The sequence below is a fragment of the Nicoliella sp. ESL1120 genome (assembly GCF_058508515.1).
Map to the genome: position 1 here is coordinate 743,992 of NZ_CP196383.1, position 23,848 is coordinate 767,839.

The window sequence follows — 23,848 nt, forward strand, 5'->3', positions numbered from 1 at the left end:
TTGCCACGGAGGTGCGTTGGTAACTTTCACGGAGTTAGTCTTATTTTTAAAATAGACGAAGGAGGGAATACAATGGCAAAACAAAAAATTCGTATTCGATTAAAGGCTTATGAACACCGCATTCTAGACCAATCTGCAGAAAAGATTGTTGCTACGGCGCAAAGAACTGGTGCCAAGATTTCAGGTCCAATTCCATTGCCTACTGATCGTACTGTTTACACTCTTTTAGCTTCACCACATAAGTTTAAGAAGTCACGTGAACAATTCGAAATGTTAACTCACAAACGTTTAATCGACATCTTGAATCCAACACCAAAAACTGTTGATTCATTGATGAAACTTGATCTACCAAGTGGTGTAGATATCGAAATCAAATTATAATTTTTAGAAATACAATCATATCGGAGGTGTACTCATGACCAAAAAAGGAATCTTAGGTAAAAAAGTAGGAATGACTCAAGTATTCAGTGAAAATGGTGAATTAACACCAGTTACTGTTATTGATGTTACTCCTAATGTTGTTTTGCAAAAGAAAACTGTTGAAAATGACGGTTACGAAGCAATTCAAGTTGGTTTTGACGACAAAAAAGCTGTTCGTTCAAACAAACCAGAAAAAGGTCATGCAGCAAAAGCAAAGACTAATCCTAAGCGCTTCATTAAAGAAATTCGAGATGTTGAGCTTGGCGATTATAATGTAGCAGATGAAGTAAAGGCAGATGTCTTCGAAGCAGGTGACATCGTTGATGTTACAGGTATCTCAAAGGGTCATGGATACCAAGGTAACATCCATAAGGATGGTCAATCACGTGGACCAGAAACTCATGGTTCTAGATACCACCGTCGTCCTGGTTCATTAGGTTCAATCATTAACCGAGTTGTTAAGGGTATGAAGCTTCCAGGTCGGATGGGTAACAAGACTGTTACTATTCAAAACCTTGAAATCGTTAAGGCTGACACTGAAAACAACGTTCTTCTTGTTAAGGGTAACGTTCCAGGTGCCAACAAATCATTATTAGTAGTTAGATCTGCAGCACGCGGATCTCAAAAATAAGAAAGGAGGAACAATAAATGACAAGCGTAGCATTATACAAACAAGATGGTAGTAAAAATGGAAACATCGACTTAAATGATGCCATTTTTAACATCGAACCAAACGATAGTGTTGTATTCGATACAATCACTATGCAACGCGCATCACAACGTCAAGGTACTCATGCTGTTAAAAACAGAAGTGCCGTACGTGGTGGTGGTAAGAAGCCATGGCGTCAAAAGGGTACTGGTCGTGCTCGTCAAGGCTCCATTCGTTCACCACAATGGCGTGGTGGTGGAATTGTCTTCGGACCAACTCCTCGTTCATACGCATACCACCTTCCAAAGAAAGTTACTCGTTTAGCTGTTAAATCTGTTCTTTCTGAAAAGGTTGCTAACGACGACTTTGTTGTTGTTGATTCATTAGCATTTAGTGCTCCTAAAACTAAGGAATTTAACAACGTATTAAAGAATTTAGATGTTACTACTAAGACTTTAGTTGTCTTAGAAGATGACAATGATAACGTTGCTTTATCAGCACGTAACTTAAAGAATGTTACTGTTATCAATGCTAAGAGTGTTAACACTCTTGATGTTGTTCACAGCGACAAGATTGTTATTACTAAGGCTGCTCTTTCTCAAGTAGAGGAGGTGCTCGCATAATGGAATTACGCGATATCATTTTACGTCCAGTTATCACTGAAGCAACTACTGCTTTGATGGATGACAAGCGTTACACATTTGATGTAGACGTACGGGCAACTAAGACTCAAGTTAAAAAAGCAATTGAAGACATCTTTGATGTTAAGGTTGTTAAAGTAAACATTATGAATCTTAAGGGTAAGAAGAAGCGTCAAGGATCATTCGAAGGTTACACTAAGAAGCGTCGTAAGGCAATCGTTACCTTATCCGCAGATTCAAACGAAATTCAATTATTTAGCGAAAAATAAAATATTAAAATAGGAGGGGAATACTTTGGCACTTAAAAAGTACAAACCAACCAGTAATGGTCGTCGTAACATGACTAGCCTTAACTATAAGGAAGTTATTACGACTCAAAAGCCTGAAAAGTCTTTATTGGCTGCTAAGAAGCACCAAGCTGGTCGTAACAACTCAGGCCGCATGACTGTTCGTCATCGTGGTGGTGGTAACAAGAACCAATACCGTATCATTGACTTTAAGCGTAACAAAGATGATGTTATGGCTACTGTTCAATCAATCCAATATGACCCAAACCGTACTGCTAACATTGCATTGTTAGTATACGCTGATGGTGTTAAATCATACATCCTTGCCCCTAAGGGACTTAAGGTTGGAGATAAAGTTGAATCAGGTGTAAATGCTGATATTAAAGTTGGTAATGCATTACCATTGAATAAAATCCCAGTTGGGAGTATCATTCATAACGTTGAATTAAAACCTGGTAAGGGTGGTCAATTAGTACGTTCTGCTGGTGCCTCAGCTCAATTATTAGGTAACGAAGGTAAATACGCACTAGTTAAATTATCATCTGGTGAAGTTCGGATGATTCTTTCTGTAAACCGTGCTACTATCGGTAGTGTTGGTAACGAAGAACACGGATTAGTTAACGTTGGTAAAGCTGGTCGTACTCGTTACAAGGGTCAACGTCCACACGTTCGTGGTTCCGTAATGAACCCTAATGATCATCCACATGGTGGTGGGGAAGGTAAAGCACCAGTTGGTTACCCATCTCCATTATCACCATGGCACAAGAAGACTGTTGGTAAGAAGACTCGTTCTAAGAGTGCTCGTTCTAACAAGATGATTGTTCGTCGTCGTAAGGGTTCAAAGATGTAATATAAATTCATCAATGATGAAATTGTAAGGGAGGTTTTATAATGAGTCGTAGTTTAAAGAAGGGACCTTTCGCTGATGCCAGTCTTTTAAAGAAGATTGATGCTCAAAAGGATTCTGAAAAGAAGTCAGTTATTAAGACTTGGTCTCGTCGATCAACTATTTTTCCAAGTTTTATTGGATACACTATCGCTGTTTATAATGGGAGAAGACATGTTCCCGTTTATGTTCAAGAAGATATGGTAGGACATAAGCTTGGTGAATTCGTACCAACCCGTACTTTCCATGGTCACGCTAAGGGTGACGATAAGAAAACTGTTTAAACAAGGAGGATTAATAAATGGCTGAACAAGTTACATCAGCAAAAGCTACTGCAAGAACTGTTCGTATTGCCGCTCGTAAGGTCCGCCTTGTAGTTGATCTTATTAGAGGTAAAAGCGTGGCAGAAGCCAGTGCAATCTTGAAATTCACTCCTCGGGGTGCTTCTCCAGTTGTATCAAAGGTTCTTATGTCAGCTGTAGCTAATGCAGAAAATAATTTTGATTTAGATCGTGAAGACTTAGTTGTAAGTGAAGCATATGTAAATGAAGGACCAACTCTTAAGCGTTTTCGTCCTCGTGCAAAAGGTTCAGCTTCACCAATTAACAAGAGAACTAGTCACATCACTGTCGTAGTTTCTGAAAAGTAGGAGGTATAACGCGTGGGTCAAAAAGTAAATCCAAACGGATTTCGTGTAGGGATCATTCGCGATTGGGAAGCAAAATGGTATGCTGAAAAAGATTTTGCTGCTAATCTTAAAGAAGATCTACAAATCCGTAAATATATCGCAGAAAGACTTTCTGATGCTTCTGTTTCTACTGTAGAAATTGAACGTGCTGCAAAGCGTGTTAACGTTTCTATCCACACTGCAAAACCAGGTATGGTTATCGGTAAAGGTGGATCCGAAGTTGAAAGTCTTCGTAAACAATTAAATTCATTAACTGGTAAGCGTGTTCACATCAACATCATCGAAATCAAGAAACCTGATTTAGATGCAATTCTTGTTGGTGAAAACATTGCTGCTCAATTAGAAGGTCGTGTGGCTTTCCGTCGTGCAATGCGTCAAGCTATGCAACGTAGTGTTCGTTCAGGAGCTAAGGGTATTAAAACTCAAGTTGCTGGTCGTTTGAATGGTGCTGATATGGCTCGGATCGAATCATATGCAGAAGGTACTGTTCCATTGCATACTTTACGTGCTGACATTGATTACTCATGGGAAGAAGCACACACAACTTATGGTGCTATTGGTGTTAAAACTTGGATTTACCGTGGTGAAGTATTACCAGGCCAAGCTGCTGTGAACAATGATGTTCCTGCAAATAACAACAATCGTCGTAATAATCGTCGTAATAATAATCGTAAAGGAGGGGAATAAACATGCTAGTACCAAAACGTGTAAAACACCGTCGTGAACATCGTGGTAAATTACGTGGACAAGCAAAGGGTGGAAAATCAGTTGCTTTCGGTAGTTACGGATTACAAGCTTTAGATTCTCACTGGATTACTAACAGACAAATCGAAGCTTGTCGTGTTGCTATCACTCGTTACATGAAGCGTGGTGGGAAAGTTTGGATTAAGATTTTCCCTCACAAATCATATACTGAAAAAGGTGTCGGAGTTCGTATGGGTAATGGTAAAGGGGCTCCTGCTGGATGGGTTGCTCCCGTTAAGCGCGGTAAAGTTTTATTCGAAGTAGGAGATACTACTGACGAAATCGCAAAAGAAGCTTTACGTTTAGCTTCAATGAAGCTTCCTGTACGGACTAAGATTGTTAAAAAGGAAGTAGGTGGCGAATCAAATGAAGGCTAAAGAAATTAATGAATTAACCACTGATCAAATGCACGAAAAAGAACAAGGTTACAAGGCAGAATTGTTTAACCTTCGTTTTCAATTGGCTACTGGACAATTGGAAAATACTGCAAGATTAAAACAAGTTCGTAAGAACATTGCACGTATTAAAACTGCACTTCGTCAAAAAGAATTAAACAAGTAAGAATACGATAAAAGGAGGTTTATACATGAGCGAAGAACGTAATGAACGCAAGGTATACCGTGGTCGCGTTGTTTCTGACAAGATGGATAAGACTATTTCTGTAATTGTTGAAACCACTAAGACTCATCCAACTTACGGTAAGCGGGTTAAGTATTCAAAGAAATACAAAGCACATGATGAAAATAATGAAGCTAAAATGGGCGACATTGTTGAAATTATGGAAACTCGGCCATTATCAGCTACTAAGCATTTCCGTTTAGTTAAGATTGTTAAGAAAGCTGTTATTATCTAATCATTTTATCGTATTCTAAATGATCCAACTATGAAGGGAGGATTTTACCGTGATTCAACAAGAAAGTCGTTTAAAAGTTGCCGATAACTCAGGTGCTCGTGAAATTTTAACCATTAAGGTTTTAGGTGGATCAAGCAGACGTTATGCAGGAATCGGTGACATCATCGTTGCTACTGTAAAACAAGCAACACCAGGTGGCGTTGTCAAAAAGGGTGACGTTGTGAAAGCTGTTATCGTTAGAACTAAGTCTGTTTCCCGTCGTAAGGACGGTTCATACATTCGTTTCGACGAAAACGCTGCCGTTATCGTTAATGATGACAAGAGCCCTCGCGGAACTCGTATCTTTGGACCAGTTGCACGTGAATTACGTGACAACAACTTCATGAAGATCGTTTCACTAGCTCCTGAAACACTATAATAACTACTAAACGCCAAGGAGGTGCCGTAAAATGTTAATTAAAACTGGTGACAAAGTTCGTGTAATCAGTGGTAAAGACAAGGGTAAAGAAGGAACTGTTACTAAGACTATTGCCTCAAAAGATCGCGTAGTAGTTGAAGGTGTGAACATCGTTAAGAAGCATCAAAAAGCTTCACAAAGCAATCCACAAGGTGGAATTAATGATGTTGAAGCACCAATTCATGTTTCTAACGTTATGATTATTGACCCTTCTAACAATGAACCAACTAAGATTGGTATCAGAGAAGACAACGGAAAGAAAGTTCGTTTCTCAAAGAAGACAAACACATCACTCGATTAAAATTTGACGAAGGGAGGATATCTCATTTATGCCAAGTCGCTTACAAGACAAATACACTAATGAAATTTCAAAAGCATTAGTTGAAAAATTTAACTACTCATCAATCATGCAAGCTCCTAAGCTTGATAAGATTGTTTTGAACATGGGTGTTGGTGACGCTGTTACCAACGCTAAGAATTTAGACGAAGCCGTTGCTGAATTAGCTTTGATCTCAGGTCAAAAGCCTTTAGTTACTAAGGCTAAGAAATCAATTGCCGGTTTCAGATTACGTGAAGGTATGTCAATCGGTGCTAAGGTTACTTTACGTGGCCAACGCATGTACGAATTCTTAGACAAATTAATCAATGTTTCACTTCCACGTGTTCGTGATTTCCATGGTGTTAGCAAGAAATCATTTGATGGCCGTGGTAACTACACTTTAGGTGTACGTGAACAATTAATTTTCCCAGAAATCAACTACGATAACGTTAACCGCGTTCGTGGATTAGATATTGTTATTGTTACTACTGCTAATAGTGATGAAGAATCACGTGAATTATTAGCACAGTTCGGAATGCCATTCACTAAGTAGTGAATCAATAGGGAGGCTTTATATTGGCTAGAAAAGCATTAGTTTTAAAAGCAAATCGTCCTGCAAAGTTCTCAACTCAAGCATACACAAGATGTGAACGCTGTGGACGTCCTCACTCTGTTTACAGAAAATTCCATCTATGCCGTCTTTGTATTCGTGATTTAGCCCACAAGGGTCAAATTCCTGGTATGAAGAAGGCTAGTTGGTAAAATATAAAAAATAAAGGGAGGCTTATCGTTTATGTCTATGACAGATCCAATTGCAGATTTCTTAACTCGCATTCGTAATGCCAACATGGCTCGTCACGAATCAGTTGAAGCACCTGCATCCAAAATTAAACGTGCCATTGCTGAAATCCTTAAACGTGAAGGATTCGTTCGCGATGTTGAATACATCGAAGACGACAAGCAAGGTGTTATCCGCGTATTCTTAAAGTACGGTAAGGATAACGATGGTAGAAACAACCGTCGTGTTATTACTGGTTTGAAGCGTATTTCAAAGCCAGGTTTACGTTCATACGTTGATTCTCAATCTGTTCCTAAGGTTTTAAATGGTTTAGGAATTGCGATTATTTCAACTTCTGAAGGTGTTATTACTGATAAGGAAGCTCGTGCCAAGAAGATTGGTGGAGAAGTATTAGCTTACATTTGGTAAAATTTTAAAAGTATTGGAGGTGTAATTTTGAGTCGTATTGGTTATAAAAAGGTTGAATTACCTGAAAAGGTTGAATTCAGTCAAGATAATGACAAGTTAACTGTTAAGGGACCAAAGGGTACTTTATCAACTATCCTTTCTCCTGAAATTTCAGTTAAAGTTGAAGACAACGTAGTAAGTTTCGAACCTAACGTTCGTTACACTAACAAAGTTCGTGCAATGCACGGTACTATGCGTGCTAACTTTAACAACATCGTTGAAGGTGTTAGCAACGGTTTCAAGAAAACCCTTAAGCTTATCGGGGTTGGATACCGTACTCAACTAAAGGGTAAGACTTTAATTCTTAACGTTGGTTACTCAAACCCAGTTGAAATTGAAGTTCCTGAAGATCTTGAACTTGAAGTTCCTGATAACACTACTATCAACATTAATGGAATCAACAAACAACACGTTGGTGATTTCGCAGCTAAGGTTCGTGCCGTTCGTTCACCTGAACCATATAAGGGTAAGGGTATTCGTTACGAAGACGAATATGTACGTCGTAAAGAAGGTAAAACTGGTAAGTAATATTATTATTACTTATTATTTTGCTACTATATTAAATTAGAGGTGACTATTTTGATTACAAAACCAGATAAGAACAAGACACGTCAACGTCGTCATTTACGTGTCCGTAATAAGATCTCTGGTACTGCCGAGTGCCCACGCTTGAACGTTTTCCGTTCTAACAAAAACATCTACGCTCAAATTATTGATGACGTAGAGGGTGTGACGCTTGCTAGTGCCTCAACTCTTGATAGCGAAGCTAGTGAAGGTAACAAAACTGATCAAGCTAAACTTGTAGGTAAGTTAGTTGCTGAACGTGCAGCTAAGAAAAATGTTAAAAATGTTGTATTTGATCGTGGGGGTTACTTATACCATGGCCGTGTTCAAGCCTTGGCTGAAGCCGCTCGTGAAAATGGACTAGAATTCTAAAAAAGGAGGAATTGATAACACATGGCTAAAAAAATTCGTCCGAACCAAATTGACGCAAGTAAATTAGAACTTGAAGATAATGTTGTTGCTATTAATCGAATTACCAAGGTTGTTAAGGGTGGACGTCGTCTACGTTTTGCTGCTTTAGTAGTTGTTGGTGACAAGAATGGACATGTTGGTTTCGGTACTGGTAAAGCTCAAGAAGTTCCAGAAGCTATTCGTAAAGCTGTTGAAGACGCTCGTAAGAACTTAATTGAAGTACCAATCGTTGGAACTACTATCCCTCACGAAGTTGTTGGTATCTTCGGTGGTGGAAAGATCATGTTGAAGCCAGCCGTTGAAGGTTCTGGAGTTGCCGCTGGTGGTGCTGTCCGTGCCGTTATGGAATTAGCTGGTATCGATGATGTTACTAGTAAGCGTTTAGGTTCAGACACACCAATTAATTCAGTTCGTGCAACTTTTGAAGGCTTAATTTCATTGAAGAGTGCAGAAGAAGTTTCTGCTTTACGTGGTGTTTCTGCTCAACACTTAGCAGAATAAGGAGGAGTTTAGAGATGGCTCAATTAAAAATTACTTTAGCTCATAGTGCAACGCACCGTCTCCCTAAGCAACGTAAAATCGTTGAAGCACTTGGTTTACATCGTGTTAACAGCACTGTTGTAAGACCAGACAACGAAGCTGTTCGTGGTGCATTATTCAAAATTGCACATTTAGTTAAAGTTGAACAAGTTAAGTAATTTATCTATTTAATAAGGAGGTGTACTTTTAATGAAGTTAAATGAATTAAAAGCTGCTGAAGGCTCACGTTCATCAAGATCAAGAATTGGTCGTGGTCGCGGAAGTAAAGGTAAGACCGCTGGTCGTGGACAAAAAGGTCAAAAGGCTCGTAGCAAGACTCGTTTAGGTTTTGAAGGGGGCCAAATGCCTCTTTACCGTCAAATGCCAAAACGTGGTTTCTCTAACATTAACCGTAAAGAATATGCAGTTGTTAACTTAGCATCATTAAATCAATTTGATGATGGTGCTGATGTAACTCCTGAAAAGCTTGCGGAAGCTGGTTTAGTTAAAAACGTTAAGTTCGGAATTAAGGTCCTTGGCGAAGGCGATTTAACTAAGAAATTGACTGTTAAGGCTAACAAGTTTTCTAAGTCAGCCCAATCAGCAATTGAAAACGCTGGCGGTAAAATTGAGGTGATCTAATGCTATCAACCATAACGAACGCTTTTAAGATAAAGGATATTAGAAATAAAATTCTCTTTACTTTAGGAGTACTAATTGTTTTTAGACTTGGTTCATTTATTACTGTTCCTGGTATAAACGCGAAGGCACTTCAAAGCGTTTCTTCTTCTGGATTGGTTAGCATTTTAAACACCTTTAGTGGTGGTGGATTAACAAACTACTCCATCTTCGCTATGGGTGTTTCACCGTATATTACTGCTCAGATTGTTGTTCAACTGCTCCAAATGGACATCGTTCCTAAATTTGTGGAATGGGGAAAACAAGGGGAAGTTGGACGACGTAAATTAAATCAGGTTACTAGAATTATGACCGTTGTTCTTGCATTCATCCAATCTGTTGGGATTACTGCAGGTTTTAATACTTTAAGTAGTTTAAACCTTGTTAAAAACCCAGGAATTGCGACATATGTAAGTATCGGTATTATTCTAACCGGTGGTTCAATGTTAACAACCTGGATGGGAGACATGATTACTGATCGAGGAATTGGTCAGGGTGTTTCCATGATTATCTTTGCAGGTATTGTTGCAAGAATTCCAGTTGGAATCCAACAACTATATACTGATTATATTTTGGGTGAAAGTGGATCTGGTTTATGGCAAGGAATTGCATTCTTAGCTGTAATTCTTGTTGCTGTTTTAATTATTGTTACTTTTGTTACCTGGGTTCAACAGGCTGAACGAAGAATTCCGATCCAATATACCAGACGGGTTTCTAGTTCAAATGATAGTAGTTATCTACCATTAAAAGTTAACGTTGCTGGGGTTATCCCAGTTATCTTTGCCAGTTCGTTTATTTCGACTCCGCAAACAATTTTGATTTACTTTGCGAATAACCATCAAAACGATACTTGGTATCAGATTATGTCACAAATATTTAATATGCAATCAATTTATGGTTCCATATTATATACACTTCTAATCGTTATCTTTACTTTCTTCTATGCTTTCGTTCAGGTCAACCCAGAAAAACTTTCTGAGAATTTAACAAAGCAAGGAAGTTATATTCCAGGAGTTTGGCCAGGTAATGAAACTCAAACCTATATTTCTAAATTATTAATGCGTTTGAGTGTTGTTGGTTCTGTTTTCTTAGGAATCGTTGCATTAATTCCACTTATTGCTCAAAACGTTTGGAACTTGAGTGAATCAGTTGGTTTAGGTGGTACTAGTTTGTTGATTATTGTTGGTGTTGCAATCGAAGCAATTAGACAAATTAAGGGATTGATGATGAAGCGTGAATACGTTGGATTCATTAAGAACCCAAGACCAACTGATTTATAAAATCAAAGGGGATAAATAGCTATGTCAATGAATCTTATTTTAATGGGCCTTCCAGGTGCTGGTAAAGGTACTCAAGCAGAATATATTGTTGAAAAGTATGGAATTCCTCATATTTCAACTGGTGACATCTTTCGTGCTGCGATTAAAAATCAAACTCCAATGGGAGTTGAAGCTAAGAAGTACATTGATAAAGGTGATTTAGTTCCAGATGAAGTTACATCTGGAATCGTTAAGGATCGTTTATCAAAAGATGACACTAATAAGGGTTATATGTTAGATGGTTTTCCTAGAACTTTACAACAATCAAATGATTTAGAAAAAATCACAAGTGAACTTAATAAACCAATTGATGCAGTGATTAATATTGATGTTGATCCTAATACATTAGTTGAAAGATTATCCGGCCGATTTATTTGTAAGAATTGTGGTGCTACTTATCACAAACTTTACAAAATGCCTAAGGTTAAGGATACTTGTGATGTTTGTGGCGGACATGAATTTTATCAACGAAGTGATGATAAGCCAGAAACAGTTAAGAATCGTTTAGATGTAAACATTAAGATGAATACACCTTTAATTGATTTTTACAAGAATAAAAATGTTTTATTCACTGTTGATGGTAATCAATCCATCGAAGATGTTACTAAGGCAATTACAAAAATTCTTGATCAATTTAAAGCATAATTTCTCTTAAATATCAATTTATTGTTGATATAATTGTTCAGCTGCGTTTTGTGTGCTAAACTATCCTATGTATGTAGGATTTTGAGAGATAAGTGGGCTTTTTGCTCATTAATAAAATCTATAAATTTTTAGGAGGATTTTTCTTTGTCTAAAGATAATGTCATTGAAGTTGAGGGTAAAGTTTTAGAAACTTTACCTAATGCAATGTTTCGTGTTGAATTAGAAAACGGACATGATATTTTGGCTCACGTGTCAGGTAAGATTCGGATGCACTACATTCGCATTTTGCCTGGTGATAAAGTTACTGTGGAACTATCTCCATATGACTTAACTAAGGGTCGCATCACATACCGTTTTAAGTAAAACTTTTGTTTAGGAGGCAATTAGAATGAAAGTACGTCCATCAGTAAAACCAATGTGTGAAAATTGTAAAGTTATTAGACGTAAGGGTCGGGTTATGGTTATTTGTACTAACCCTAAGCACAAACAACGTCAAGGTAAGTAATTAATTTATTAATATAGGAGGTGTAATTTAATGGCTCGTATCGCTGGAATTGATTTACCACGTGATAAGCGTATCGTAATCGGTTTAACTTACATTTTTGGTATCGGTAAGTCAAGATCACAAGAAATTCTCTCAAAAGCAAACGTTTCTGAAGATGTTCGTGTTCGTGACTTAACTCCTGACCAAGAAGATAAAATTCGTGAAGTTGTTGACAGTTACAAAATTGAAGGTGACTTACGTCGTGAAGTAAGTATGAACATCAAGTTACTACAAGAAATTGGTTCATACCGTGGAATGCGTCATCGTCGTGGTTTACCTGTTAGAGGTCAACACACTAAGAACAATGCTCGTACTCGTAAGGGTAAAAAGGGTAGTAAGTAAAAAATATTTATGAAGGAGGTAAATAATTCTCATGGCAACTAAAAAAAGAAATACACGTAAGCGTCGTGTAAAGAAAAATATTGAATCTGGTGTTGCTCATATTCACTCCACTTTCAATAATACTTTAGTAATGATCACTGATGTTCAAGGAAATGCTATTGCCTGGTCTTCTGCTGGTGCTTTAGGTTTCCGTGGTAGTCGTAAGTCAACTCCTTTTGCTGCTCAAATGGCTGCAGAAGCTGCTGCTAAGACTTCAATGGAACATGGTATGAAGACTGTTGAAGTAGCTGTTAAGGGTCCTGGTTCAGGTCGTGAATCTGCTATTCGTGCACTTCAATCTACTGGTTTAGAAGTTTCCGCTATTCGCGATGTAACTCCAGTTCCTCATAACGGATCTCGTCCTCCAAAGCGTCGTCGGGTTTAAGGTTATTTATCCGTTATTTGCTTAACGGTGATAAACTTTTATTGACTCGTAACGTTTTGAAAGGGGTAGAAGATAAGAATGATTGAATTTGAAAAGCCTGATATTCATAAAATTGATGAAACCGATAACTATGGTGAAGTTGTTGTAGAACCATTAGAACGTGGTTATGGAACAACCCTTGGTAATTCTTTAAGAAGAATTTTACTTTCATCTTTACCTGGTGCTGCGATTACTAGTGTTCAAATTGATGACGTCTTACATGAATTCTCTACTATTAAGGGTGTTGTGGAAGATGTTACTCAAATTATTCTTAATGTTAAGAAAATTGATTTGAAGATTGAAGGATCAGATGACGCTGAAAAATCTTTCGAGATTAATGTGACTGGTCCAGCTAATGTTACTGCTGGTGATATCGAAGCCGATGCAGATGTTACAATCTTGAATAAAGATTTACACATTGCAACGGTTGCAGAAGGGACTACTTTCCATATGCGCTTAACTGCAAATAAGGGTCGTGGTTACGTTTCTGCTGATGAAAATAAAGCACGTAATGAAGGAATGCCAATCGGTGTTTTACCAGTTGATTCCGTTTATACCCCAATCGAACGTGTAAATTACCAAGTTGAAAATGCACGGGTTGGTCATAAAGCTGATTATGATAAGCTTACGCTAGATGTTTGGACTAATGGTTCTATGACACCTAGTGAAGCTGTTAGTTTGGCTGCTAAGATTCTAACTGATCACCTTAATATGTTTGTTAACCTTACCGATGAAGCTAAGAACACAAAGGTAATGGTCGAAAAAGAAGAAACACATAAGGAAAAAATGTTAGAAATGACAATTGAGGAATTAGACCTTTCTGTTCGTTCTTACAATTGTTTAAAACGTGCTGGGATTAATACTGTTCAAGAACTTACTGATAAGAGTGAACCTGATATGATGAAGGTTCGTAATCTAGGTCGTAAGTCCCTTGATGAAGTAAAAATTAAGTTAAATAACTTAGGCTTGTCCCTACGTAAAGAAGATTAAAAGGAGGATATCCAGATATGAGTTACCGTAAATTACAACGCACTAGTGCTCATCGTCGTTCATTACTTCGTAATTTAACCACTGAATTATTAATCAATGGTCAAATTAAGACTACTGAAGCACGTGCTAAAGAAGTTCGCTCAACAACTGATAAGATGATTACGCTTGGTAAGCGTGGTGATCTTAGTGCTCGCCGTAAAGCAGCTGCATTCTTACAAAACGTAATTGCTGATGCTAAAGAAGATGGCGATACTGTAACCGTTCAAACTGCTTTACAAAAGCTTTTTGATGATGTTGCACCTAAGTATTCCGATCGTAACGGTGGATACACTCGTATGTACAAGACCATGCCTCGTCGTGGTGATGGTGCATCAATGGTTATTTTACAATTAGTTGACTAATTAATTGTTTATAATTTCATATTAAATGAAATCACTAGGGTTAGTAATATAGAACGTTATGATGATGGGAATCCCGAGTCTAGTTCGAATATAGATTTTTATCTATGCATTACTAACCTGTTAGTGATTTTTTTATACATAAATTTATATTAAAATAGAACCGAGGGATTATTATCAACGATTACATTATTAAAGTAAGCCATCTAAAATATAAATACGCAGATTCTGATCAATATTCAATAAATGATGTGTCTTTTAACGTTAAGCAGGGAGAATGGTTATCTATTATTGGGCATAATGGTAGTGGAAAAAGCACTTTGATTAGTGCTTTAGATGGTTTAATTGAAATTGATAGTGGATCGATTGAGGTAGAATCAGTCCCATTAAGTCCTGATTCCGTTTGGGATATTAGAACTAAAATTGGATTAGTATTTCAAAATCCAGATGATCAATTTGTTGGAGCAACCGTTGAAGATGATATTGCATTTGGGTTACAGAATCGACAAATTGAATATAATAAAATGCATCAAATTGTTGATGATTCATTAAGGGCTGTTGATATGCTGGACTTTAAGCAAAAAGCACCTTCAGATTTATCTGGTGGGCAAAAACAAAGAATTGCATTAGCTGGCATCATAGCTCTAAAACCTAAGATAATTATTTTGGATGAAGCTACTAATATGTTAGACCCTGCTGGTAAATCAAATATTTTATCTGTAATTAATAAGTTGAAACAAGATTATGGATTAACAATTATTTCGATTACTCATGATGTAAATGAATTAAAGCTTGCAGATCGTATTCTAGTCTTAAATAATGGAACAGTAGTCGCTGAAAATCAACCTGACGAAATATTTAGCGATCCTGAAAAACTAGTTGACATGGGTTTAGAATTACCATATGCGGCTAAAATAAAGGAAAATTTAAAGCAGCACGGAGTCAGTGTCCCCAATTATTATTTAAATGAAGGAGCATTTATAGAATGGATCAAGCAGTTTCCTTTAAAGAAGTAAGTTACTTGTATCAGCCTAATACACCATTTGAATCTAAAGCTTTAAATAACATCAGTTTTAATATAAATAAGGGTGATTTTTGGGCCCTTGTTGGTCATACTGGAAGCGGAAAATCAACATTGATTCAACAAATTAATGGGTTATTGTTACCAACCTCTGGATCTGTTACTGTTAAAGATGCAATTTTAAATTCAAAAACGGCCATAAAGGAAATTTATCGAATTCGAAAAAAAGTTGGAATTGTTTTTCAACAACCGGAGAATCAACTATTTGAGGAGACCGTTGAAAAGGACATTTCGTTTGGACCGAAGAATTTTGGAATTGCAGAAGATAGGCTACACCAGTTAGCCTTAGACAGCGTTAAGCGAGTTGGACTCCCTAGTTCATTATTACAACGTTCACCATTTGAACTATCAGGAGGTCAGATGAGAAGGGTTGCAATTGCTGGAGTTTTAGCAACTAATCCAGATATATTAGTTTTAGATGAGCCGACAGCGGGATTAGATCCAAAGGGGCAATTTGATATTATGAATTTGGTATCAGATTTGAGAAATAAACATGGCATCACAGTGATCTTAGTTACTCATCAAATGGAAATGGTTGCTAAATATGCTGACTACGTAGCTGTTCTAAATCATGGAGCTCTTTGTTTTAAAGGGACGCCAAGAGAACTATTTCAGGATCAATCCTTACTTTCTAAAATGAATCTAGCAGTGCCAGAAACCGTTAGATTTGCCAATGAACTTAGTAAAATTGGAATTAAAATGTCATCTTTTCCTTTGACCCCTGATGAATTGACATCAGAACTGCTTGCCAAAATAAATTTTAAAATGAGTGATCAAAATGAATAAGTTATTATTAGGCCGTTACATTCCTGGCAATTCAATTATCCATAAAATGGATCCAGCATCTAAAATATTGTTATCGATATTTTTTGTTTTTATTATTTTTTTTGCGAATAACATCATTACCTATGGTTTAATGACTATTTTATCTTTAACGGCTGTTTTGGCTTCTAAAACGCCATTAAAATTCTTTTTACGTGGAATCAGGCCCTTAGTCTGGGTAATTATTTTTACTGTAATTATTCAAATTTTATTTGATAATACTGGACAGGTATTATTTAAATTTAGCTTTATAACGATTACTGACGATGGATTAAAAACTGCTGGATTCATTTTTATCCGTTTCTTGTTAATTATTTTTTTCTCGACGGTATTGACGCTCACTACTGACCCGCTTTCGATTGCTTCTGGAATTGAAAAAATTTTGATGCCATTGAAAAAAATTAAATTTCCTGTTTATACAATGTCTTTGATGATATCGATCTCATTACGATTTGTTCCAACATTGATGGATGAAACTGAAACAATTGTGAAGGCTCAGAGTTCACGTGGGGTTAATTTTAAAGAGGGAAATATATTGAATCGCGCCAAAAAAATGGTGCCAATTCTAATTCCATTATTTATAAGTTCCTTTAAGCATGCTGAGGGATTAGGCCGAGCAATGGAAGCTCGTGGTTATAAGGATGGCGATAATCGGAGTCGTTATCATATTTATAAAATGTCTAGAATTGATTTTTACACCTGGATGATTTTTATTCTAATTGCGATTTTAGTGATTTTATTTAGGAGGTGAGGAATTGGCACGCTTTAAAATCATATTAGCTTACGATGGCACTAATTTTGCGGGATTTCAAAAACAACCCCATCAACGAACGATTGAGGGAGTTTTAACTAGTGTTGTTAATAAAATGGCTAAAAACCCAGATCCTAAAATTCCTGTATTTGGATCGGGGCGCACTGATGCAGGTGTTCATGCTTTGGGCCAAGTAGTTCATTTTGATTTTCCGTATCAAATTAGTGAAATTGGAATGTTAAAGGGGATTAACAGTATGCTGCCCCTTGATATGGAAGTTACAAACGTTCAAATAGTTGCTGATGATTTTCATGCTCGATATGATGTTTCTGGAAAACGTTATATGTATCGATTTGATTTAAGTGAATTTATTAATCCTTTTAAAAGATTCTATACGGGACATTGGCGTTTCCCAGTAGATATTGATAAAATAAAAAAAGCAATTGTCGACTTGGTTGGTGAACATGACTTTTCGAGTTTTGTTGCTTCTGGATCGACGGCTAAGACAAATGTAAGAACAATTTACGAAGCCACTTGTTACCTTGATAAACAACAAAATGAAGTTGTTTTAGAATTTTATGGAAACGGGTTCTTATATAACATGGTAAGAATTATGGCTGGGGTTCTAATCGAAATCGGTGCTGGCAGAAGAGATGTTAACGATATTAAACGGCTCTTTAAAGTTAAAAATCGAAATCAGGCGCGCTTGACAGCGCCAGCTAGCGGACTATATTTAAAGCGGGTTTATTATGAGGGCGATGATCCTAAGCATCCAACTAAATTACCAGTCAAACAACGTTAATTTATTATTGACTTTATTGATAAATGTTTGTATTATGGTAGTTGGTATTGTTTGCCCCACAATAAAGCCCCGGAAACTTTTAGTTGGTGTCGAACAAACACAGAAACATGGAGGAATTCAAATTGCGTACAACATATATGGCAAAACCAGGTGAAGTAGAACGCAAATGGTACGTTATCGATGCAGATGGCATCGAATTAGGACGTTTATCAACTGTTGTTGCTTCAATCTTAAGAGGAAAAAATAAACCAACATTTACACCAAACGTTGATACTGGTGATAATGTTATTGTTATTAATGCATCAAAGATTGCATTATCAGGTCGTAAGGCTGCTAACAAGGTTTACTACCACCACTCCAGTTATATTGGTGGTTTGAAATCAAAGACTGCAGGCCAAATGCGTGAAAATACACCTGAAAAGCTTATCGAAACTTCAGTTAAGGGTATGTTACCTCATGGTACTTTGGGTCACCAAGTATTTTTGAAGTTACATGTATACGCTGGCGAAGATCATAAGCATGAAGCTCAAAACCCAGAAAAGTTAGACATTAGTAAATTAATTTAAGGAGGGGACTAATTTGGCTCAAGTACAATATCGCGGCACTGGTCGCCGTAAAGATTCAACTGCACGAGTACGCTTAGTACCCGGAACTGGTAAGGTTGTTATTAACGACAAGCCAGTTGAAGATTACATTCCATTTGCAAACTTACGAGAAGTAATTATGCAACCATTTAACGTTACTGAAACTCTTGGTAACTATGACGTTTTTGCTAACGTTAATGGTGGTGGTTACTCTGGTCAATCTGGAGCAACTCGTCATGGAATTGCACGTGCATTATTAGATGTAGACCCAGATTTCCGTGGTCCATTAAAGCGCGCTGGTTTATTAACTCGTGATCCTCGGATGAAGGAACGTAAGAAACCAGGTTTGAAGAAGGCTCGTAAGGCTGGTCAATTCTCAAAACGTTAAAATTTATTTTTATACATTTTGGCTCTGCTCCCGTTTGGAAGCAGAGTTTTTTTGTTCGATTTAAAAGGAGTTTAGTCATGAATAATACATCAAAATTAGTGATAAGGGCCATTTTTATTGCTTTGATAATCATTCAAACTACAGTACCAGGATTGGGATATATTCCAATTGGCCCGTTAAGTTTAACCATTATTCCAATCACAGTGGTTATTGCTACGGTTACATTAGGGACTAGTGATGGGGTATTAATTGGAACGATTTGGGGATTAATTACGTTTGTAAGAGCGTTCTTTTGGCCGACTAGCCCATTAGCTCAATATGTTTTTATTAATCCGCTTGTGTCTGTTTTACCGAGAATTTTAATCGGATTAGTAGCTGGAATAATCTATAACCGTATTTTTCATGCCAAAAATTCTAAATTAATTTTGGCACTTACTGGTATAATTGGATCTTTGACAAATACAGTTTTGTTATTGAGCATGATTTACGTTTTTTATCATGGATATGCTCAGCAACTATACAACATTAATGTGAAAGAACTTTTGCCTTATTTGTTAACTGTATTTACCACAAATGGAGTTTTGGAGGCGATAATAGCTGCTGTTATAACACCGCTAGTCTCTATCCCATTAACTAAATTCATTAATAAGCAAAGAAGACTGTGACATACGTCTTCAAATATAAAAATGACGGATCCTATATTCATTAGGGGTTGGTCAAATAATTATGGATTCGTATTAACGATGATGAATAAAAAATGGTTCTTGGTATAAGAAATTTTTATTTCCTATATCAAGAACCATTTTATGGTCTTACGATCTATTCTCCGTTTTAACTAATCTTCTTTTTTAGGTTCTTCCTTTTTACGAGGAGCTGCTTTGATCATCTTTAACTTCTTATTATTGATAACGACCTTATTATGGTACTTATCAACGATTGCAGGATCATCAGAATTGAAGGAAATGAGAAATGAATTTGTATATCCCTTTTCGATAATTCCAGTAAATTTCTGTTTTTCTAATGTAAATGATACTTGGTCTCCAACGTTGTACTTTGCTTGTTCTGGACTAACCTCAGTATTTTTAGCCAAAATGCTCATCTCCTAAAACGTTTTATCCTTTGCAATATAACTAAAAAAAACTACAATGTCAATTTATTTTCTTAAAAATCTCTACATATCATCTAAATTAGATTGTTTTTAATTTTAAATCTCGTTAAAATGAATTATAAATATAGTTCACGGAATAGGAGAATATAAATGAAATTACTTGAAGAACGGATCAAAAAAGAGGGAACGGTACTACCAGGTAACATTCTAAAAGTTGATCGTTTTTTAAATCACCAAGTTGACCCACAGCTAATGGATGAGTTAGGGCAAGAATTTGCTAGACTGTTTAAAAATGATCATATCACTAGAATCTTAACTGTTGAATCTTCCGGTATTGCTCCTGCTGTTTTTGCAGGACTTCATTTAAACGTTCCAGTCGTTTTTGCACGTAAGAACAAGAGTTTGACGCATAATTCTAATATCTATTTTGCAGATGTTTATTCATATACTAAGCAAGTTACTAATCAAATTAGTATTGATAAGCGTTTTATTAATTCAAATGATAATGTTTTGATCATTGATGATTTTTTGGCTAATGGACAAGCTGTTTCTGGTTTATTAGATATTATTAAAGATGCTGGAGCTAAGATCGCAGGGGTTGGAATCGTGATCGAAAAGAGTTTCCAAGATGGTCATAAGTTAATCAATGAAAAGGGAATCAAACTAGAATCACTTGCTAGGGTGAAGTCCCTTGATGATAATCAAGTTACATTTGTAGAATAAAATAGTTGAAAGTAGTGATTTAATTGACTAATAATTTTATTTATCCCGGTGATACTATCGGAATTATTAATAATGATGTCAATTCATTTAATTTAATCACAGCAGCAAAAAGAAACGGACTAAAAGTGGGAATGTACACTGATAATGCTGATAATCAGTTTGATTCAATTGCTGACTTTGTGATCAATGCCTCTTTAAAGGATACCGATAAGCTAAAGGATTTCGCACAACGTTGCGATGTTATTACCTATAATTCAATTCGTACGAATTCAGACTTAATTAACTATCTGACTCAGTTTACGAGGGTCCCACAGGGAACTGATATTTTAGAAATTATGAATGATCGTCTGATTGAACAGGCATTTTTAAATGATTTGAATGTTAATACGTTGCCTTATGTTACGATCGTAGAATTAAATGATCTTTATAATTCAATTGATTCAATTGGCTATCCAGCAATTTTGAAGCCGATTCAAAAATCATTTTTCAATGATCAACAGTTAATTATTCATAATCAAGTTGATATTGCCAGGGCAGCGATTATGCTAGATCGGGGTACCTACATTTTAGAGCCATATATTGAACATGAATTTGAATATTCATTGAATATTATTAATGGGATGAAAGATGAACCCAAGTTGATTCCATTAGTTCAGTGTAGATATAAGGGAAAGCAGTTAATTAGCGCATCTAATATTACCGCCTTGAGTTCGGATGTTAAAACGGAAATGAATCGGATTGGAAATCTAGTTTCTGATAATTTAAAATATTTTGGAGCCTTTAAAATAAAATTCTTGGTTACTAATAATGATACGATCTACATTAAATCGATTGAACCAAGGCTAGATATAGAAGCAATGATCTTCGACCGTTGTGTTGAAAGTATCACCGACGGTCATTTAAGATCGATTTGCGGATTACCTACTTATCCAAAGGTAGATGATGATACTTTTTACCTTAGAACGTTTACTCAAGATCAACTTGAAGATATAAAACGTCAATGGGCCCTAAAACCGAATTGGCAATTTGTATTTTATACCAAGGGTGAGAACGAACATGGTGCAATTGGTCATGTAATCGTTCCGACTAGTGATTTAGATAAAACTTTAGAGCAAGTGAATAACTCTGGAATTTGGGATTAATAAGTGTCGGTATATTAACTATATCGGCGCTTTTGTGTTATTAGTTATTAAAAAATTGCTATGCTATAATAATAATGATAAGAGATTGAGAGAGGATTGAATAACGTTGTCCAATAATGAACTTTTGGCAGGGATGAACGATAAGCAAAGTGAAGCCGTTTTACAAACTGATGGCCCGCTATTAATTATGGCAGGTGCAGGGAGTGGTAAAACGCGTGTTTTAACTCATCGGATTGCACATTTAATTCAGGATAATAATGTTTTACCCTGGAATATTTTGGCGATTACTTTTACTAATAAAGCTGCACGAGAAATGAAAGAACGGGTCATTAAACTATTAGGACCTAGTGGAAATGAAGTTTGGGTTTCTACCTTCCATGCTCTTTGCGTTAGAATTTTAAGACGTTATATTGATATTTTAGGTTATGATAAATCATTTACGATTGCTGGGACTAGTGAACAACAAACTTTAATTAAGAATATTTTAAAGGATTTAGATTATGATCCAAAGATTTATAGCCCCCGTTCAATTTTATCGATGATTTCGAACGCCAAAAACGATTTACAAACGCCAAATGAGTTCGTATCGAATAATAATAATGCTGAAAATCCCTTTATTAAGGTGACTGGTGAAGTTTATAAACAATATCAAAAAGAACTTCATCGCAATCAATCGGTTGATTTTGATGACTTGATCATGATGACAATTCAATTGTTTGAAAAAGCCCCTGATGTTTTACATTATTACCAAGATAAGTTTAAGTATATCCACGTTGATGAATACCAAGATACGAACGAGGCACAATATAGACTCGTTCACATGCTAGGTGAAAAGTACGAAAACGTTTGTGTAGTTGGGGATGCTGACCAAAGTATCTATGGTTGGCGTGGTGCAAATATGAATAATATCTTAGACTTTCAAGATGATTATCCTAAGGCGCATGTGACATTATTGGAACAAAACTATCGTTCGACTAAAACAATTTTGAACGCTGCAAATGCAGTTATTCAAAATAACGAAGAACGTAAGGATAAAAATTTATGGACTGAAAATGCAGTCGGAGAAAAAATTACTTATTATCGTGCGCAGAGTGAATTTGATGAATCACGCTTTGTTGTTACAAATATTAAGAATGAAATGAGTAACAATCATTATTCATATGGTGATTTTGCGGTTTTATATCGAACTAATGCACAATCACGTGTAATTGAAGAAACCCTTTTAAAATCTAATATTCCATATACAATTGTTGGTGGTCATAAGTTTTACGATCGTAAGGAAATCCAAGATGTTTTAGCGTACTTAACATTGCTTGCTAATCCAAGTGATTCCATGAGTTTACAAAGAATCATTAATGAACCTAAACGTGGAATTGGCGCCGCTAGTATTGAAAAACTAGTTAACTTTGCTAATGCTAACTCATGGAGTGTATTTGAAGCTTGTCAAAACATTGAATTAAATAATGATATTAGTAGTCGAGCTAGAAGGGCAATTGATAATTTTGGTGCGGTAATGACAGCCCTACAAGCCGATGTAAATAAATTATCATTAACTGACTTAACGAATGCCGTATTAGAAAAAACTGGTTATTTATCGACTTTAAAAGCTTCAAAGACATTGGAAGCAAATGCGCGTGTTGAAAATATTGAGGAATTTTTATCAGTTACAAAGCATTTCGATGACTCCCATCAAGATGGCTCAGATGATGGTACGTTAGTTGACTTTCTTTCTGATCTATCGTTAGTATCAGCACAGGATGATATTGCTGAAAATACCCCAGAAGTAACCTTAATGACTTTGCATGCAGCAAAGGGACTAGAATTTCCAGTCGTATTTATGATTGGGATGGAAGATAGTATTTTTCCACTTTCCAAAGCAATGGAGAATCCAAAGGAGCTAGAAGAAGAACGTCGATTGGCTTATGTTGGAATTACACGTGCACAAAAGAAACTTTATTTAACAAATACATTTGCCAGGATGTTATATGGTCGAAGACAAACGAATCCAGCCTCCCAATTTATCGAAGAGATTAACCCTGATTTAATTAATGCAGTTAACTCGAATGGAAGGACTGCTTCTAGTGGGGCAATTAAAACCCCATTTGATAGTCCAAATAATCGTAATGCTCGTTTTGCTAATTCTTCTCCTTATCGGGGACCAAGTAGTCATAAGTCAACGAAGCAAACAACTGGGGCTAGCAACCAGACTTGGAATGTTGGAGACAAGGTTTCTCATAAAGCTTGGGGAACTGGAACCGTTGTTAAAGTTGATGGAAACGGTGAAAGTATGGAATTAGATATTGCATTTCCAACTCCAACCGGTGTGAAAAAATTACTTGCAGCATTTGCACCAATTACTAAGGAATAAATCTTTTGAGGAGGAA

Annotated in this window: 40 protein-coding genes; 39 read left to right on the top strand and 1 reads right to left on the bottom strand. The window is 36.3% G+C overall.

Annotated elements, in window-relative coordinates:
- Nucleotides 1-72: 72 nt before the first annotated feature.
- From rpsJ to ACSYTE_RS03165, 36 genes are all read left to right on the top strand, one after another.
- Complete coding sequence (gene rpsJ / locus ACSYTE_RS02990; RefSeq protein WP_219054196.1) at nt 73-381, top strand: 30S ribosomal protein S10; 309 nt, start codon at nt 73-75, stop codon at nt 379-381.
- Between the two features lie 34 nt (nt 382-415).
- Entirely contained in the window at nt 416-1,051 is a 636-nt protein-coding gene (gene rplC, locus ACSYTE_RS02995; protein ID WP_491717223.1) for a 50S ribosomal protein L3, read from the top strand.
- A gap of 17 nt (nt 1,052-1,068) precedes the next feature.
- The gene (gene rplD / locus ACSYTE_RS03000) at nt 1,069-1,692 is read left to right on the top strand and encodes a 50S ribosomal protein L4 (RefSeq protein ID WP_491717224.1); all 624 of its coding nucleotides are present in this window, start codon (nt 1,069-1,071) and stop codon (nt 1,690-1,692) included.
- Nucleotides 1,692-1,979 carry a 50S ribosomal protein L23 gene (rplW, locus tag ACSYTE_RS03005; protein WP_491717225.1) on the top strand — a complete coding sequence of 96 codons (288 nt, stop codon included), beginning with the start codon at nt 1,692-1,694 and terminating at the stop codon, nt 1,977-1,979. The genes rplD and rplW overlap by 1 nt, the downstream gene beginning before the upstream one ends.
- A gap of 25 nt (nt 1,980-2,004) precedes the next feature.
- Nucleotides 2,005-2,847: a 50S ribosomal protein L2 gene (gene rplB, locus ACSYTE_RS03010; RefSeq protein WP_491717226.1), complete on the top strand. Its 843-nt coding sequence runs from the start codon at nt 2,005-2,007 to the stop codon at nt 2,845-2,847.
- A 41-nt stretch (nt 2,848-2,888) separates the two neighbouring features.
- Nucleotides 2,889-3,167: a 30S ribosomal protein S19 gene (rpsS, locus tag ACSYTE_RS03015; protein ID WP_219054201.1), complete on the top strand. Its 279-nt coding sequence runs from the start codon at nt 2,889-2,891 to the stop codon at nt 3,165-3,167.
- Nucleotides 3,168-3,184: 17 nt separating this feature from the next.
- Entirely contained in the window at nt 3,185-3,532 is a 348-nt protein-coding gene (rplV, locus tag ACSYTE_RS03020) for a 50S ribosomal protein L22 (protein ID WP_219054202.1), read from the top strand.
- A 12-nt stretch (nt 3,533-3,544) separates the two neighbouring features.
- Nucleotides 3,545-4,258: a 30S ribosomal protein S3 gene (gene rpsC, locus ACSYTE_RS03025; protein WP_491717227.1), complete on the top strand. Its 714-nt coding sequence runs from the start codon at nt 3,545-3,547 to the stop codon at nt 4,256-4,258.
- Between the two features lie 2 nt (nt 4,259-4,260).
- Nucleotides 4,261-4,692 carry a 50S ribosomal protein L16 gene (rplP, locus tag ACSYTE_RS03030; RefSeq protein WP_491717228.1) on the top strand — a complete coding sequence of 144 codons (432 nt, stop codon included), beginning with the start codon at nt 4,261-4,263 and terminating at the stop codon, nt 4,690-4,692.
- Entirely contained in the window at nt 4,682-4,876 is a 195-nt protein-coding gene (gene rpmC / locus ACSYTE_RS03035; RefSeq protein WP_491717229.1) for a 50S ribosomal protein L29, read from the top strand. The genes rplP and rpmC overlap by 11 nt, the downstream gene beginning before the upstream one ends.
- A 25-nt stretch (nt 4,877-4,901) precedes the next feature.
- A complete protein-coding gene (gene rpsQ / locus ACSYTE_RS03040) occupies nt 4,902-5,168 on the top strand; it encodes a 30S ribosomal protein S17 (protein ID WP_491717230.1) in 267 nt (88 codons plus the stop codon).
- A gap of 49 nt (nt 5,169-5,217) precedes the next feature.
- Complete coding sequence (gene rplN, locus ACSYTE_RS03045) at nt 5,218-5,586, top strand: 50S ribosomal protein L14 (RefSeq protein WP_219054207.1); 369 nt, start codon at nt 5,218-5,220, stop codon at nt 5,584-5,586.
- 31 nt (nt 5,587-5,617) lie between these two features.
- On the top strand, nt 5,618-5,926 hold the full coding sequence (gene rplX, locus ACSYTE_RS03050) for a 50S ribosomal protein L24 (protein WP_491717231.1): 309 nt from the start codon (nt 5,618-5,620) through the stop codon (nt 5,924-5,926).
- A gap of 28 nt (nt 5,927-5,954) precedes the next feature.
- A complete protein-coding gene (gene rplE / locus ACSYTE_RS03055) occupies nt 5,955-6,497 on the top strand; it encodes a 50S ribosomal protein L5 (protein ID WP_491717232.1) in 543 nt (180 codons plus the stop codon).
- A 23-nt stretch (nt 6,498-6,520) separates the two neighbouring features.
- Nucleotides 6,521-6,706: a type Z 30S ribosomal protein S14 gene (locus ACSYTE_RS03060; RefSeq protein ID WP_491717233.1), complete on the top strand. Its 186-nt coding sequence runs from the start codon at nt 6,521-6,523 to the stop codon at nt 6,704-6,706.
- 31 nt (nt 6,707-6,737) lie between these two features.
- On the top strand, nt 6,738-7,151 hold the full coding sequence (gene rpsH / locus ACSYTE_RS03065; RefSeq protein ID WP_491717234.1) for a 30S ribosomal protein S8: 414 nt from the start codon (nt 6,738-6,740) through the stop codon (nt 7,149-7,151).
- 27 nt (nt 7,152-7,178) lie between these two features.
- On the top strand, nt 7,179-7,718 hold the full coding sequence (gene rplF, locus ACSYTE_RS03070) for a 50S ribosomal protein L6 (RefSeq protein ID WP_491717235.1): 540 nt from the start codon (nt 7,179-7,181) through the stop codon (nt 7,716-7,718).
- A gap of 51 nt (nt 7,719-7,769) precedes the next feature.
- The gene (rplR, locus tag ACSYTE_RS03075; RefSeq protein ID WP_491717236.1) at nt 7,770-8,126 is read left to right on the top strand and encodes a 50S ribosomal protein L18; all 357 of its coding nucleotides are present in this window, start codon (nt 7,770-7,772) and stop codon (nt 8,124-8,126) included.
- Between the two features lie 21 nt (nt 8,127-8,147).
- Nucleotides 8,148-8,666: a 30S ribosomal protein S5 gene (gene rpsE, locus ACSYTE_RS03080; RefSeq protein ID WP_219054214.1), complete on the top strand. Its 519-nt coding sequence runs from the start codon at nt 8,148-8,150 to the stop codon at nt 8,664-8,666.
- 14 nt (nt 8,667-8,680) lie between these two features.
- Nucleotides 8,681-8,863, top strand: coding sequence for a 50S ribosomal protein L30 (gene rpmD, locus ACSYTE_RS03085; protein ID WP_491717237.1), 183 nt, complete (start codon nt 8,681-8,683; stop codon nt 8,861-8,863).
- 31 nt (nt 8,864-8,894) lie between these two features.
- Complete coding sequence (gene rplO, locus ACSYTE_RS03090; RefSeq protein ID WP_491717238.1) at nt 8,895-9,326, top strand: 50S ribosomal protein L15; 432 nt, start codon at nt 8,895-8,897, stop codon at nt 9,324-9,326.
- Nucleotides 9,326-10,642, top strand: a complete 1,317-nt coding sequence (gene secY / locus ACSYTE_RS03095) for a preprotein translocase subunit SecY (protein ID WP_491717239.1) — start codon at nt 9,326-9,328, stop codon at nt 10,640-10,642. Before rplO ends, secY begins: the two co-directional genes overlap by 1 nt.
- Before the next feature lie 27 nt (nt 10,643-10,669).
- The gene (locus tag ACSYTE_RS03100; RefSeq protein WP_491717285.1) at nt 10,670-11,326 is read left to right on the top strand and encodes an adenylate kinase; all 657 of its coding nucleotides are present in this window, start codon (nt 10,670-10,672) and stop codon (nt 11,324-11,326) included.
- Nucleotides 11,327-11,470: 144 nt separating this feature from the next.
- A complete protein-coding gene (gene infA, locus ACSYTE_RS03105) occupies nt 11,471-11,689 on the top strand; it encodes a translation initiation factor IF-1 (RefSeq protein WP_219054219.1) in 219 nt (72 codons plus the stop codon).
- Between the two features lie 25 nt (nt 11,690-11,714).
- On the top strand, nt 11,715-11,831 hold the full coding sequence (gene rpmJ, locus ACSYTE_RS03110) for a 50S ribosomal protein L36 (RefSeq protein WP_219054220.1): 117 nt from the start codon (nt 11,715-11,717) through the stop codon (nt 11,829-11,831).
- Nucleotides 11,832-11,861: 30 nt separating this feature from the next.
- On the top strand, nt 11,862-12,212 hold the full coding sequence (gene rpsM / locus ACSYTE_RS03115; RefSeq protein WP_491717240.1) for a 30S ribosomal protein S13: 351 nt from the start codon (nt 11,862-11,864) through the stop codon (nt 12,210-12,212).
- Nucleotides 12,213-12,243: 31 nt separating this feature from the next.
- The gene (rpsK, locus tag ACSYTE_RS03120; RefSeq protein WP_219054222.1) at nt 12,244-12,636 is read left to right on the top strand and encodes a 30S ribosomal protein S11; all 393 of its coding nucleotides are present in this window, start codon (nt 12,244-12,246) and stop codon (nt 12,634-12,636) included.
- Between the two features lie 78 nt (nt 12,637-12,714).
- Nucleotides 12,715-13,665: a DNA-directed RNA polymerase subunit alpha gene (locus ACSYTE_RS03125; RefSeq protein ID WP_491717241.1), complete on the top strand. Its 951-nt coding sequence runs from the start codon at nt 12,715-12,717 to the stop codon at nt 13,663-13,665.
- 17 nt (nt 13,666-13,682) lie between these two features.
- Entirely contained in the window at nt 13,683-14,066 is a 384-nt protein-coding gene (rplQ, locus tag ACSYTE_RS03130) for a 50S ribosomal protein L17 (protein ID WP_491717242.1), read from the top strand.
- Between the two features lie 173 nt (nt 14,067-14,239).
- A complete protein-coding gene (locus ACSYTE_RS03135) occupies nt 14,240-15,079 on the top strand; it encodes an energy-coupling factor transporter ATPase (RefSeq protein WP_491717286.1) in 840 nt (279 codons plus the stop codon).
- Nucleotides 15,049-15,930: an energy-coupling factor transporter ATPase gene (locus ACSYTE_RS03140; RefSeq protein WP_491717243.1), complete on the top strand. Its 882-nt coding sequence runs from the start codon at nt 15,049-15,051 to the stop codon at nt 15,928-15,930. The genes ACSYTE_RS03135 and ACSYTE_RS03140 overlap by 31 nt, the downstream gene beginning before the upstream one ends.
- On the top strand, nt 15,923-16,717 hold the full coding sequence (locus tag ACSYTE_RS03145; RefSeq protein WP_491717244.1) for an energy-coupling factor transporter transmembrane component T family protein: 795 nt from the start codon (nt 15,923-15,925) through the stop codon (nt 16,715-16,717). Before ACSYTE_RS03140 ends, ACSYTE_RS03145 begins: the two co-directional genes overlap by 8 nt.
- 4 nt (nt 16,718-16,721) lie before the next feature.
- Nucleotides 16,722-17,519, top strand: a complete 798-nt coding sequence (gene truA, locus ACSYTE_RS03150) for a tRNA pseudouridine(38-40) synthase TruA (RefSeq protein WP_491717245.1) — start codon at nt 16,722-16,724, stop codon at nt 17,517-17,519.
- A 122-nt stretch (nt 17,520-17,641) separates the two neighbouring features.
- On the top strand, nt 17,642-18,085 hold the full coding sequence (rplM, locus tag ACSYTE_RS03155) for a 50S ribosomal protein L13 (protein ID WP_491717246.1): 444 nt from the start codon (nt 17,642-17,644) through the stop codon (nt 18,083-18,085).
- 13 nt (nt 18,086-18,098) lie between these two features.
- Nucleotides 18,099-18,491 carry a 30S ribosomal protein S9 gene (gene rpsI, locus ACSYTE_RS03160; protein WP_491717247.1) on the top strand — a complete coding sequence of 131 codons (393 nt, stop codon included), beginning with the start codon at nt 18,099-18,101 and terminating at the stop codon, nt 18,489-18,491.
- A 77-nt stretch (nt 18,492-18,568) separates the two neighbouring features.
- Nucleotides 18,569-19,156, top strand: a complete 588-nt coding sequence (locus ACSYTE_RS03165; RefSeq protein ID WP_491717248.1) for an ECF transporter S component — start codon at nt 18,569-18,571, stop codon at nt 19,154-19,156.
- A gap of 170 nt (nt 19,157-19,326) precedes the next feature.
- Here the strand turns inward: ACSYTE_RS03165 and ACSYTE_RS03170 are convergent, their stop codons facing one another.
- Nucleotides 19,327-19,581 carry a DUF2187 domain-containing protein gene (locus ACSYTE_RS03170; protein ID WP_491717249.1) on the bottom strand — a complete coding sequence of 85 codons (255 nt, stop codon included), beginning with the start codon at nt 19,579-19,581 and terminating at the stop codon, nt 19,327-19,329.
- Between the two features lie 168 nt (nt 19,582-19,749).
- Here ACSYTE_RS03170 and ACSYTE_RS03175 point away from each other — a divergent pair, with 168 nt between their 5' ends.
- The 3 genes from ACSYTE_RS03175 to pcrA all read left to right on the top strand — a co-directional run bounded on the left by ACSYTE_RS03175 (nt 19,750) and on the right by pcrA (nt 23,832).
- Nucleotides 19,750-20,322 (top strand): xanthine phosphoribosyltransferase, encoded by a 573-nt coding sequence (locus tag ACSYTE_RS03175; RefSeq protein ID WP_491717250.1) that lies wholly within the window; start codon nt 19,750-19,752, stop codon nt 20,320-20,322.
- 23 nt (nt 20,323-20,345) lie between these two features.
- Entirely contained in the window at nt 20,346-21,464 is a 1,119-nt protein-coding gene (locus tag ACSYTE_RS03180; protein WP_491717251.1) for an ATP-grasp domain-containing protein, read from the top strand.
- A gap of 106 nt (nt 21,465-21,570) precedes the next feature.
- Nucleotides 21,571-23,832: a DNA helicase PcrA gene (gene pcrA / locus ACSYTE_RS03185; RefSeq protein ID WP_491717252.1), complete on the top strand. Its 2,262-nt coding sequence runs from the start codon at nt 21,571-21,573 to the stop codon at nt 23,830-23,832.
- The last annotated feature ends 16 nt before the right edge of the window (nt 23,833-23,848 follow it).